The organism is Streptomyces colwelliae (genome assembly GCF_048158785.1).
Lineage (GTDB): Bacteria > Actinomycetota > Actinomycetes > Streptomycetales > Streptomycetaceae > Streptomyces.
The window spans coordinates 1-12,039 of record NZ_JBLTJC010000320.1; the positions used below are offsets into that span (position 1 = coordinate 1).

The 12,039-nt window shown below is 70.0% G+C and carries 12 protein-coding genes; 7 read left to right on the plus strand and 5 right to left on the minus strand.

What is annotated here, in order from left to right; genetic code table 11:
* Nucleotides 1-240: 240 nt before the first annotated feature.
* From ACNFOC_RS41325 to ACNFOC_RS41340, 4 genes are all read left to right on the plus strand, one after another.
* Nucleotides 241-411 carry a Trm112 family protein gene (locus ACNFOC_RS41325; protein WP_019072213.1) on the plus strand — a complete coding sequence of 57 codons (171 nt, stop codon included), beginning with the start codon at nucleotides 241-243 and terminating at the stop codon, nucleotides 409-411.
* A 31-nt stretch (nucleotides 412-442) separates the two neighbouring features.
* Entirely contained in the window at nucleotides 443-1,570 is a 1,128-nt protein-coding gene (locus ACNFOC_RS41330) for an SIS domain-containing protein (protein ID WP_416964161.1), read from the plus strand.
* 109 nt (nucleotides 1,571-1,679) lie between these two features.
* Complete coding sequence (gene manA / locus ACNFOC_RS41335; RefSeq protein ID WP_416964162.1) at nucleotides 1,680-2,831, plus strand: mannose-6-phosphate isomerase, class I; 1,152 nt, start codon at nucleotides 1,680-1,682, stop codon at nucleotides 2,829-2,831.
* Between the two features lie 145 nt (nucleotides 2,832-2,976).
* Nucleotides 2,977-3,957, plus strand: a complete 981-nt coding sequence (locus ACNFOC_RS41340) for a cation diffusion facilitator family transporter (protein ID WP_416964163.1) — start codon at nucleotides 2,977-2,979, stop codon at nucleotides 3,955-3,957.
* A 61-nt stretch (nucleotides 3,958-4,018) separates the two neighbouring features.
* On the opposite strand, the gene ACNFOC_RS41345 is transcribed toward ACNFOC_RS41340, so the two are convergent.
* The 3 genes from ACNFOC_RS41345 to ACNFOC_RS41355 all read right to left on the minus strand — a co-directional run bounded on the left by ACNFOC_RS41345 (nucleotide 4,019) and on the right by ACNFOC_RS41355 (nucleotide 6,696).
* Nucleotides 4,019-4,174, minus strand: coding sequence for a hypothetical protein (locus tag ACNFOC_RS41345; protein WP_416964164.1), 156 nt, complete (start codon nucleotides 4,172-4,174; stop codon nucleotides 4,019-4,021).
* Entirely contained in the window at nucleotides 4,171-4,392 is a 222-nt protein-coding gene (locus tag ACNFOC_RS41350; RefSeq protein WP_416964165.1) for a hypothetical protein, read from the minus strand. The genes ACNFOC_RS41345 and ACNFOC_RS41350 overlap by 4 nt, the downstream gene beginning before the upstream one ends.
* Before the next feature lie 102 nt (nucleotides 4,393-4,494).
* Entirely contained in the window at nucleotides 4,495-6,696 is a 2,202-nt protein-coding gene (locus tag ACNFOC_RS41355) for a fructose-specific PTS transporter subunit EIIC (protein ID WP_416964166.1), read from the minus strand.
* Nucleotides 6,697-7,180: 484 nt separating this feature from the next.
* Here ACNFOC_RS41355 and ahcY point away from each other — a divergent pair, with 484 nt between their 5' ends.
* Complete coding sequence (gene ahcY, locus ACNFOC_RS41360) at nucleotides 7,181-8,638, plus strand: adenosylhomocysteinase (protein ID WP_416964167.1); 1,458 nt, start codon at nucleotides 7,181-7,183, stop codon at nucleotides 8,636-8,638.
* Nucleotides 8,639-8,801: 163 nt separating this feature from the next.
* On the plus strand, nucleotides 8,802-9,416 hold the full coding sequence (locus ACNFOC_RS41365; RefSeq protein ID WP_416964168.1) for a hypothetical protein: 615 nt from the start codon (nucleotides 8,802-8,804) through the stop codon (nucleotides 9,414-9,416).
* 31 nt (nucleotides 9,417-9,447) lie between these two features.
* On the opposite strand, the gene ACNFOC_RS41370 is transcribed toward ACNFOC_RS41365, so the two are convergent.
* Nucleotides 9,448-10,476, minus strand: a complete 1,029-nt coding sequence (locus tag ACNFOC_RS41370; RefSeq protein WP_416964169.1) for an RDD family protein — start codon at nucleotides 10,474-10,476, stop codon at nucleotides 9,448-9,450.
* 128 nt (nucleotides 10,477-10,604) lie between these two features.
* On the opposite strand from ACNFOC_RS41370, the gene ACNFOC_RS41375 reads away from it, so the two are divergent.
* Nucleotides 10,605-11,612: a stage II sporulation protein M gene (locus tag ACNFOC_RS41375; protein WP_416964170.1), complete on the plus strand. Its 1,008-nt coding sequence runs from the start codon at nucleotides 10,605-10,607 to the stop codon at nucleotides 11,610-11,612.
* 168 nt (nucleotides 11,613-11,780) lie between these two features.
* On the opposite strand, the gene ACNFOC_RS41380 is transcribed toward ACNFOC_RS41375, so the two are convergent.
* A partial coding sequence (locus tag ACNFOC_RS41380; RefSeq protein ID WP_416964171.1) for a hypothetical protein occupies nucleotides 11,781-12,039 on the minus strand: 259 nt, incomplete at its 5' end.

Here is a 12,039-nt window from a genome sequence, read left to right on the forward strand (position 1 = left end):
CGACCATCCGGGACGGACGGATACCGGCGCGCGTTCCGTCTCAAGGAGCGGCTGAAGCGGCGGGCCGGCGCACCCCACGAGAACGGCCGTGTCCTTGTCGAGAGTTTGGCGCGGCTTCTGCGACCTCGCGACCGTCGACCTCTACCAGGGCCTCCTCGCCGGCCACCGGCGGTACCCTGACCAGGCACATCCGCCCAAGCGTCGCAGACAGTCGTAGACACCCGCCCGAAGGGAACCCCCATGCCGCTCGAAGCCGGCCTCCTGGAGATCCTGGCCTGCCCGGCCTGCCACGCCCCCCTCAAGGAGCAGGACACCGAGCTGATCTGCACCGGCGAGGACTGCGGCCTGGCCTACCCCGTCCGGGACGGCATCCCCGTACTGCTCGTCGACGAGGCCCGCCACCCCGCGTAACCGACGACGACGCGATCGGAGGCCGCCGCCCATGCTCGACGAATCGCTGCTCGACACCCCGGAGGCACTGGCCGAGGCCGACCGTCGAGCCCTGCTCCGCGGTGCCGCCGAAGCCGGTGCCAGGGTGCGCACCGCCGCCCGGCACGCCGCCGAGGCCGGTGTCCACGACCTGAAACCGGACGGCCGCCCCCGCGCCATCCTGATCGCCGGCCCCGGCGCCGCCGCCACCTGCGTCGCCGACCTGCTCGGCAAGCTCGCCGGCGCCAGCAGCCCCGTCACCCGCCTGGCACCCACCGGCGTCGCCCCCGCGGCCGGCGCCCTGCGCTGGGAACTCCCGGGCTGGGCCGGCTCCGTGGACCTGCTGCTGATCACCACCCCGGACGGCACCGAACCCGGCCTGTCCCTGCTCGCCGAGCAGGCCTACCGCCGCGGCTGCACCGTCGTAGCCGTAGCACCGACCCGCAGCCCCCTCAGCGAGGCGGTGGACGGCGCCCACGGCCTCTTCGTACCGATGGCGACCGCGCCGTACGAGCACGACGAACCTCTGGCCGCCTCCGCGCCCGGAGTCCTCTGGGCGCTGCTCACGCCGCTGCTCGCGCTCCTGGACCGCACCGGCCTGCTCAGCGCGCCGCCGGAGGCCCTGGAGAAGGTCGCCGACCGGCTCGACCAGGTCGCCGAGCGCTGCGGGCCCGCCGTCGCGACGTACAGCAACCCCGCGAAGACCCTGGCCGCCGAACTCGCCGACTCGCTCCCGGTGATCTGGACGGAGGGTACGTCGGCCGGTCCGGCGGGCCGTCGTTTCGCCGCCGCGCTCGCGGAGTTGGCCGGTCGCCCCGCGCTCGTCTCCGAACTGCCCGAGGCGCTCGCCGAGCACAACGCGCTGCTGGCCGGCCCGCTCGCCGCCAGCGCCGACCCCGACGACTTCTTCCGGGATCGCGTCGACGAGGCACCCGCGCTGCACGCACGCGTGGTGCTGCTCCGGGACCGCCCGATCGGCGGCCTCACCGCCGCGCCCACCGCCCGTGACCTGGCCCTCAGCCACGACACGCCGATCAGCGAGCTGGAGCCCGAGGAGGGCGGCGAGTTGGAGACCCTCGCCGAGCTGATCGCCATGACGGATTTCGCCGCCGTTTACCTGGCGCTCGCCTCGGGCGCCTGATCTTGTCGTCGAAGCCCTGAGCCGCCGTACACCGTCGTACGGGGCGCGAAGCCACGTCGTACCCAGGTCGTCCTCGGGTCGTACGCAGAGAGAACCGGTAGAGAGCCACATGGACCGCCTCGACAACACCGTCCGCCCCTACGCCTGGGGTTCCGCCACCGCCATCCCCAAGCTGCTCGGCGTCGAGCCGAACGGCGAACCGCAGGCGGAGATGTGGATGGGCGCGCACCCGGGCGCACCCTCGCGCACCGCGCGCGGGACGCTCGTCGAGGTCATCGAGGCGGCTCCGGAGCGGGAGTTGGGGGAGAAGGCGGTGGCGAAGTTCGGCCCCCGGCTGCCCTTCCTGCTGAAGATCCTCGCCGCCGGCGCGCCGCTCTCCCTCCAGGTGCACCCCAACCTGGAGCAGGCGAAGGAGGGTTACGCCGACGAGGAGCGCCGGGGCATCCCCGTGGACGCCCCGCACCGCAACTACAAGGACGCCAACCACAAGCCCGAACTGATCTGCGCGCTCACGGAGTTCGACGGCCTGTGCGGCTTCCGCGACCCGCTGCGCGCCGCCGACCTGCTCGCCGGCCTCGGCGTCGACTCCCTGAAGCCGTACGTCGATCTCCTGCACGCACACCCCGAGGAAGCCGCCCTGCGCGAGGTCCTCACGGCGATCCTCACCGCCGACCCCGAGGAGATGCGCCACACGGTCACCGCGGCGGCGACCGCCTGCACGCGCCTGGGCGGCGACTACGCCCCCTACGCCGACATCGCACACCACTACCCGGGCGACCCCGGTGTCATCGCGGCCATGCTCCTGAACTACGTCCGACTCCAGCCCGGCGAGGCCCTGTTCCTCGGCGCCGGCATCCCGCACGCCTACCTCAACGGCCTCGGCGTCGAGATCATGGCCAACTCCGACAACGTCCTGCGCTGCGGCCTCACGCCCAAGCACGTCGACGTCCCCGAACTCCTGCGCATCGTCCGCTTCGAGGCGAGCGACCCCGGAGTGCTGCGCCCCGAGGCGTCCCCGGACGGCGAGGAGGTCTACGAGACCCCCATCGACGAGTTCCGGCTGTCCCGGTACGTCCTCCCGGAAGGCACCGGCGCCCACGACCTCACCCTCGACACCCCGCAGATCCTGCTCTGCACGGCCGGCGCGGTGACGGCGGGCGAGTTCGAACTGGCGCCCGGCCAGTCGGTCTTCGTCCCGGCGGGAGACGCGGCCGAGGTGTCCGGAGCGGGCACGGTCTTCCGCGCCACTGTGATCGTATGACCGGGCCTGTGGATACCTGACGAGCCGTCGCCGGGCAGTGCTGCAAGAATGGCCCACCGGCAAAGGACGGGCAAAGACGACCGGACGGCCACTCTGGGCAGACGTCCGGGGCAGACGTACGAAGGCGAAGGGACACCGCGAACACATGAGCGCGTCAGGCGGCACCAAGGCGATCGTGGCGGCACTCGGCGCCAACCTCGCGATCGCGGTATCGAAGTTCGTGGCGTTCGCCTTCAGCGGCTCGTCCTCGATGCTCGCCGAGGGCGTCCACTCCCTCGCGGACTCCGGCAACCAGGCACTGCTCCTGATCGGCGGCAAGAAGGCCCAGCGCGAGGCCACCCCACAGCACCCCTTCGGCTACGGCCGCGAGCGGTACATCTACGCCTTCCTCGTCTCGATCGTCCTCTTCTCCGTCGGCGGCATGTTCGCCGTCTACGAGGGCTACGAGAAGATCAGGCACCCGCACGAACTCGAGCACTGGTACTGGCCGGTGGGCGTCCTGGTGTTCGCGATCATCGCCGAGGGCTTCTCGTTCCGTACGGCCATCAAGGAGTCGAACGAACTGCGCGGCACGCACTCCTGGTCGCAGTTCATCCGCCGCGCCAAGGCCCCCGAACTGCCGGTCGTCCTCCTGGAGGACTTCGGCGCGCTCATCGGCCTGGTCCTCGCCCTCGGCGGCGTCTGCATGGCCCTGCTCACCGGCGACGGCGTCTGGGACGGCATCGGCACGCTCTGCATCGGCATCCTGCTCATCCTGATCGCACTGGTCCTGGCCGCCGAGACCAAGTCGCTGCTGCTCGGCGAGTCCGCGGGCATCGAGGACGTCAAGAAGATCGAGGCCGCGATCGTCGACGGCCACACGGTCACCGGCATCATCCACATGCGCACGCTCCACCTCGGCCCCGAGGAACTGCTCGTCGCCGCCAAGATCGCCGTCCAGCACGACGACACGGCCACCGAGGTCGCCACCGCGATCAACGCGGCCGAGTCCCGCATCCGCGAAGCCGTCCCGATCGCCCGCGTGATCTACCTCGAACCCGACATCTACAGCGAGTCCGAAGCCACCAAGGGCCCGGACCGCGAAGCCACCCCCGGAGGCCCGGCCACGCACCCCGCCGAGCACTGAGCTCCCTCGCTGCTACGGCGGCGGGGCCCGCCGATCCGTCCGACGGGCCCCGCCGCTCCAGCTAGACCTGCTGGACGGGCCACGGCGCGATCGGCGCCGCCCTCCGCCGCCGTACGACGAACGCGGCGATGCCCAGGCCGACACCGGCCAGCGCCAGGACCACCCCGGTGACGACGGCCAGGCCGATGACGACGGGCGTCGCGCGGTGCTCGGTCACCCGGCCCCGCCGTGGTCGCCGACGCGCTCGAAGATGATCAGGTCGCCCGGCTCGTACGTCGGCGACATGCTGCGGCTGCTGATGGTGGAACTCTCGTAGGAGTCCCGCCCGTACGACTCCCACCCGTGCGCGACGGAGCCGAACGCCACCACCACCACTACTCCCAACAGGCCCACCACCAAAGCCGCGACCTCGAGTCCCCGCCCTCTGCCCGACATCGTTCCCCTCCCCGTCCGGCACTTCCGCGGGGCGAGAGTAGCGAGTGCCTGTGCACGGTCTGTGTGGGCCCGCGACCTGTGACAGTCGCGGGCCCACACCGGCTAACCGACCTCGCTCAGCACACCGAGCACCGCAGACTCGTCCTCGGCCGCCGACAGCCGCTCCCTGAACCCGGCATCCATCAACTTCCGCGACAGCAGCGCCAGAATCCGCAGATGCTCATCACCGGCAGCCGCCTCCGGCACGGCGATCATGAACACCAGCCGGGCCTTCGTACCGTCCAGGGAGCCCCACTCGACCCCCTCCGCGGACCGCGCGAAGCCGACCACCGGCGCACTCACCGCATCCGTCTTGGCATGCGGAATCGCGATCTCCTCCCCGAGCCCGGTCGTCCCCTGCGCCTCCCGCCGCAACGCGGTCGCCACCAACTCCTCGACGTCCACGACCTTGCCGGTACGCGCCAACAGCCCGGCCATCTCCCGGATCGCGGTCTCCTTGTCGGACGCGCCGAGTCGGACCTTCACGGTCTGCTCGGTGAGGTACCCGGAGAGGACCTCGGGGAGAGCCTCGGGGAGGACGTCCGGGGTGGGGCTCACGCCGGGTTCCTCGGCAGGGGCGCCGAAACCGGGGGCGCCTTCGGCGGCAGCCGAGCCGGCACCGGCCGTAGCCCCAACCGCGCTCGCCCCAGGCGAACTTGAGCCGCCGGAGCCCACCACGCTCGCTGCCACCGTCTCTCCGCGCACAGCCCGCTGCTCCGCTACGACGACCCCGGCGCCCGGAGTTCCCACACCGGCCCCGACCAACGCGAGCTCGGGCTCGACAGTGACCCCGTGCCCGACGGGCTCCCCGCGCCGCTTCCGCTCGCTCACGTCGATCAGCGCGACCGTCGTCACCGCGGTGACCGCCGTACCGATCGCCACGGCCACGAAGAACATCGGTACGCCGCTCACCGCGCCCAGTACCGCCACGATCGGTCCGCCGTGCGGCACCGCGTCCTTCACCCCGGCGAGCCCGGCGACAGCGCCGGCCACCGCGCCGCCGAGCATGTTGGCGGGGATTACCTGCGCGGGCCGCGCCGCCGCGAACGGGATCGCGCCCTCGGAGATGCCGAAGCAGCCCATGAACAGCGAGGCCAGACCGGTCTCCCGTTCCTGCTCGGTGTAGAGCCGCTGCCGTATCAACGTGGCCAGGCCCTGGCCGAGCGGCATCACCGGGATCGCGGCGGCGCACATGCCCATGACGGCCTGGTTGCCGGTCGCGATGAGCCCCGCGCCGAACAGGAACGCCGTCTTGTTGACCGGGCCGCCCATGTCGAACGCGATCATCAGCCCCAGGATCGTGCCGAGCAGGATCGCGCTGGTGCCGGTCATCCCGCCGAGCCAGCTGGTGAGGTGCTCGAACACCCAGGAGATCGGCTTCCCGATGACGTAGATGAAGAACAGTCCGAGGGCCGTCGTCGCCACGATCGGGATCACGATGATCGGCATGATCGGCCGCACGAACTTCGGGACCCTGACCTTCTTGATCCACAGCACCAGATACCCGGCGAGGAACCCGGTCACGATCGCCCCGATGAACCCGGCGCCCGCCTTCGAGTCGTACAGCGAACCGGTGTTGGCGATCCACCCGCCGATCATGCCCGGCACGAGCGCGGGCCGGTCGCCGATCGCGTAGGCGATGTAGCCGGACAGGATCGGCACCATCAGCGTGAAACCGATCACGCCGATGTTGTTCACGTCCATCCAGAAGGAGTCCTTCGGGATGACCAGACCGCCGGAGGGGTCCGGATGGCCGCCGAGCGACAGCGAGATCGCGATCAGCAGCCCGCCGACCACGACGAACGGGATCATGTAACTGACGCCGTTCATCAGCGCCTTGTACGCGACGCTCCGCTCCCTGCCGCCCGGCGCGGTTGCTGCCGCGGCCGTGCCGCCCACCGTGTGCACGGGCGCGGACCGCACCTGCTCGATCAGGCGCTCGGGATGCCGAATGCCCTCGGCGACCCCGACCATCAGGACCCGCTTGCCGACGAAACGGCTCAGGTCCACATCCTTGTCCGCGGCGACGATCACACCGTCCGCGGTGCTGACATCGTTGTCATCCAGGACGTTTTCAGCCCCGATGGAACCCTGCGTCTCCACCTTCATCTCGATGCCGCGGCTCTCGGCGGCCTGCGCGAGTTTCTCCGCGGCCATGTACGTGTGGGCGATGCCGGTCGGGCACGCGGTCACCGCGAGCAGCCTCAACCGCTGCTGCCCGCCGTCGCCGCTGCCCGTGGGGGGAGGGCCGGCCGTGCTCGTCACATCGTTCTCCTAACACCTTCGTCCAACACTTGCGTCGCGCGGAACGCCGTCCCGGACGTCCCGCGAGATCGATCAGAGGTTCCTGATCTCCGTGCATCCTGCAACATCCGACGCCCGGCTCAAAGACAGGGAAGTCCCTGGTCGCCGTCGTCCGCTCCCCTCCGTCCACCGCTCGCGGGCGTCCTCTTGCGGCTCCCCCGGAAACCCGATCCGACACCGGGCGCCCGCTGGAGTTCGGCCGGATCCGTCCGGAGGTGGGCTGGGGGCGGCCGGGTCCATCGGTGTAGCTTGGGTGGAGAGCCAGACGTCGCTGCTGATGGCGGTCGGGCGGTCCCACCGCGGACCGACCGAGGGAGAGAGGGCCTCCGACGGACTGCGCTGCGCGTACGGGGGCATTCCGGTGCCCTCCCTCGGGCACTCCTGTGTCCGCTGCCGCGCAGACCAGCCGTATCCACAAGGCCCCAACCCCGAGGAGCTCCTCGTAATGACGACTGTCGACAACCGACAGGACTTCAAGGTCGCCGATCTCTCCCTGGCCGAGTTCGGCCGCAAGGAGATCACCCTCGCCGAGCACGAGATGCCCGGCCTGATGTCGATCCGCCGCGAGTTCGCCGCCAGCCAGCCGCTGGCCGGCGCCCGCATCATGGGCTCGCTGCACATGACCGTGCAGACCGCCGTCCTGATCGAGACCCTGGTCGCCCTCGGCGCCGAGGTCCGCTGGGTCTCCTGCAACATCTTCTCCACCCAGGACCACGCGGCCGCCGCCATCGCCGTCGGCCCGAACGGCACGCCCGAGAACCCCCAGGGCATCCCGGTCTTCGCCTGGAAGGGCGAGACCCTGGAGGAGTACTGGTGGTGCACGGAGCAGGCGCTGACCTGGCCGAACACCCCCACCGGCGGCCCGAACATGATCCTGGACGACGGCGGCGACGCCACCATGCTCGTCCACAAGGGCGTCGAGTACGAGAAGTCCGGCAAGGTCCCCTCCCTCGACACCGCCGAGTCCGACGAGCACCGCGTCGTCCTCCAGGTCCTGCAGCGCACCATCTCCGAGGGCTCGCAGAAGTGGACCCAGCTCGCCTCGGAGATCCGCGGCGTGACCGAGGAGACCACGACCGGCGTGCACCGTCTCTACGAGATGCACCGCGACGGCACCCTCCTGTTCCCGGCGATCAACGTGAACGACGCCGTCACCAAGTCGAAGTTCGACAACAAGTACGGCTGCCGCCACTCCCTGATCGACGGCATCAACCGCGCCACCGACGTCCTCATCGGCGGCAAGACCGCGGTCGTCCTCGGCTACGGCGACGTGGGCAAGGGCTGCGCGGAGTCCCTGCGGGGACAGGGCGCCCGTGTGATCATCACCGAGATCGACCCGATCTGCGCCCTTCAGGCGGCGATGGACGGCTACCAGGTCACGACGCTGGACGAGGTCGTCGACAAGGGCGACATCTTCGTCACCACGACCGGCAACAAGGACATCATCATGGCCGCGGACATGGCCAAGATGAAGCACCAGGCGATCGTCGGCAACATCGGTCACTTCGACAACGAGATCGACATGGCCGGCCTCGCGAAGATCCCTGGCATCGTCAAGGACGAGGTCAAGCCGCAGGTCCACACCTGGAAGTTCCCCGACGGCAAGGTCCTCATCGTGCTGTCCGAGGGCCGCCTGCTGAACCTGGGCAATGCCACCGGCCACCCCTCGTTCGTGATGTCCAACTCCTTCGCGGACCAGACCCTGGCCCAGATCGAGCTGTTCACCAAGCCCGAGGAGTACCCGACCGACGTCTACGTGCTGCCCAAGCACCTCGACGAGAAGGTCGCCCGCCTCCACCTGGACGCGCTCGGCGTGAAGCTGACCACGCTCCGCCCCGAGCAGGCGTCGTACATCGGCGTCGAGGTCGAGGGCCCGTACAAGTCGGACCACTACCGCTACTGATCCGGCGATCCCGCTCGCTGTGACCGCGTCCGTGCACTGACGCGGTTCTCAGCGGCAGGCCCTCAGCAGCAGATCCTCCGAGGCAGGCCCCCGCACCCCCGTGCCGGGGGCCTGCCCCTTTGGTTCCGCTGGCCGGACCGGCCCGTCAAGACCCAGGACCCCGATGCCCCGCGGCCGTTATTCGCTCCACGATCCGCACGATCACACCCCCCTCGCAGCAGAACACTTCCAGTGCGCCCCCGGCCCGTCCGGCTGGCGTTATGTCTCCCAACTCACCACCCCCTCGGGCGACCACAGCGGTTCCGTCGACCTCACCCTCGACGAACTCGGCCGCCCCATCCGGCTGGAACTCCACGCGGCGAGCTGGCAGGTGCGCGGCGCCGCTCTCGACGGCGTCACCTGGGTCCGCACAGACCCCACCGGCACCGATGCCACCGAAGGCAATGTCCGCGCCCACGCCTTCACCGGCATCTCCCCCGCGTTCCTCATCGCCACCACCCGTCTCCTGCGCCTCACCCCTTCCTCCGCCGCGACCCGCGTCCGCCTGGTCAACTTCACGGACCCGGTCCTCGCCCCCCGCACCGAGGACCAGTCCTGGGCCTTGCTGAAAAGAGAAACACACGGCACTGACAACGGCCCTCTGACCGTGGACGAATACCAGGTCACAGCCCTGGACACGGGCGAGCAGCACGCCGTACACATCGCCGGCGACGTGGTGCTCGCGGCACCCGGCATCGAACTGGAGGAACTGGAGTCACCGCCGTCCGTCTTCGACTGAGCGGCGGCGGTCCGGGGACCGGCGAGGAGAGTCAGGCGGGCGGCGCGAATCCCGTGGAGGGCCGAGGTTCGGCGGGCGCCGCGTTCGGCGCCGCCGGGGGCTGAGGGCCGGGCGCGACCGGATCGGCCCCCGTGCCGCCTGCGGCGGGAACAGGGGGAGCGGCGGCGGCCGGCCAAGAAACAGGCGCAGGCGCGGGAGCGGAACCGTACGGCTGCTGAGGAGCCGGAGACGGCTGAAACGCCGAGTTGCCGTAGGCACCCGGCACACCCGCCCCGGGCCCGAACCCGCCGGCCGGTACGCCCCCGACCGCGCCGTTCCCGAAGGCCCGCCGCACATCCCGCGCCTGCCGCTCCTGCACCACCGCCGCCAGATACGCGGCCGGCGGAACCCCCTGCGGAGCCGGAGCGCCCGTACGAGCCACGAGGTCCGTGGTGAGTCGCTGGGCCATGGCCCAGCCGACCTGCGGATCCAACTGCTGCATCCGCGTCAGATACTGCCGGATGGCCAGCCACAGCCCGTCGGGAACGGCCGACAGATCCAGCTCGGCGAAACGTCCCGTCAGCCAAGGCGGCGGCGGAGGCACGAAGGCCGTCTGCCCGGAGGACACCCTTTCCCGTACGACCAGGGTGCCCGCGAACACATCCCCGAGCCGCCGACCGCGCGCCGAGACGAGCGAGGCGATACAGGCGACGACCCCGAAGGTCATCAGGATCTCGATCACACCGATCGCACCCCGTACGAGCGCGTGCCGGAACCGGATCGGCCCGCCGTCGTCCCGCACCACGCGCAATCCGAACGCCAGCTTCCCGAGCGAACGCCCGTGACTCAGCGTTTCCACCGCTATGGGACCGCCGACCAGTACCAGGACGAAGGCCGCGATCGACACCGCGACCTGCGCCGCGACGTCCAAAGAAGCCGTCGAGAACGTCAGCGCCACGGTCACACCGACATAGGCGGCGATGGCCACGATCAGATCGAGCAACACCGCCAGCGCCCTGCTGGGCAGCCTCGCGGGGCGCAACTCCAGCGTCACCGCCTCGCCCGTCACCAGCTCACTCACGCCTGCCGCCCTTCCCCTGCCCTGCCCCTGGAACAGCCAGTCTGCCAAGCTGAGGGCACATCGCGCCCCAGTACGACAAGCTGATCCACGACCAGCAGTCGACGAGCAGCCGAGGAGCAGGCAACCAGATGGACCTCGACGTCTTCGTCTCGGCCCACCGAGCCGAGTGGGACCGCCTCGACGCGCTGCTCCGCCGCCAACGTCGCCTCAACGGTGCCGAAGCCGACGAACTCGTCGCGCTGTACCAGCGCACGGCCACCCATCTCTCCCTGATCCAGTCCAGCGCCCCCGACCCCCAGCTGACCGGTCGGCTCAGTCAACTAGTGGCACGCGCGCGTAGTGCGGTGACAGGAACCCGTCGTGCCTCCTGGCGCGATGTCACGCGCTTCCTGGGGCACAGTTTTCCGGCCGCGGTGTACAGAGCACGCCACTGGTGGGTCCCCACCGCGCTGCTGTCGACCGTGGTCGCGATCCTCCTGGGCTGGTGGATAGGCACCCACCCCGAGGTGCAGTCCTCCATAGCTGCCCCGAGCCAACTGCGCGATCTCACCCGCCCCGGTGGCGAGTACGAGACCTACTACTCCAGCCACCCGGCGGCGGCCTTCGCGGCACAGGTCTGGACGAACAACGCCAAGGCCGCCGCGATGTGCTTGGTCCTGGGCGTCTTCCTGGGCCTGCCTGTCCTCTGGATCCTCTTCGAGAACATGCTCAACCTGGGCGTCGGCATCGGCCTGATGTCATCGGCGGGCCGGCTCGACACGTTCCTCGGCCTGATCCTCCCGCACGGCCTGCTCGAACTCACGGCGGTCTTCGTCGCCGCAGGCACGGGCATGCGCCTCGGTTGGACCGTCATCGACCCCGGCCCACGCTCCCGCCGTACGGCCCTGGCCGAAGAAGGCCGAGCAGCCGTGGGCATGGCGATCGGCCTCGCCCTGGTCCTGTTCGTCTCCGGAGCCATCGAAGGCTTCGTGACCCCGTCGGGCCTCCCCACCTGGGCCCGCATCGGCATCGGCATCGTCGCTGAAGGGGCCTTCCTGACGTACGTCTACGTCCTGGGCGGTCGTGCCGTACGCGCCGGTGAGACGGGCGACGTGGAAGCAGCCGAACGCAGCTCCTCCGTCCCCACAGCCGCCTGATGTGCGGGCGCTCCTGCTGAGCTGCTAGTCTCCTCTTCGCCCCACAGGAGCCGTTGACACGGACCAGTCGGGGAGGTAGATTCGAACAGTTGCCTAGAACTGGATCTGATCCGGTCGGCAACAGTGAGTGTCTGTCTGCTTCCAGAAACGTCGATGCAAACATCGATTTCAAAGAAGCCACACTCCCGATGAATCGGAAAAGAGCGGCCGGTCAGTCCGGCCCGGAACTTCTGATAAAGTCGGAACCGCCGGAAAGGGAAACGCGGAAGCGGAAACCTGGAAAGCACCGAGGAAATCGGGACCGGAAACGGTCTGATAGAGTCGGAAACGCAAGACCGAAGGGAAAAGCCCGGAGGAAAGCCCGAGAGGGTGAGTACAAAGGAAGCGTCCGTTCCTTGAGAACTCAACAGCGTGCCAAAAATCAACG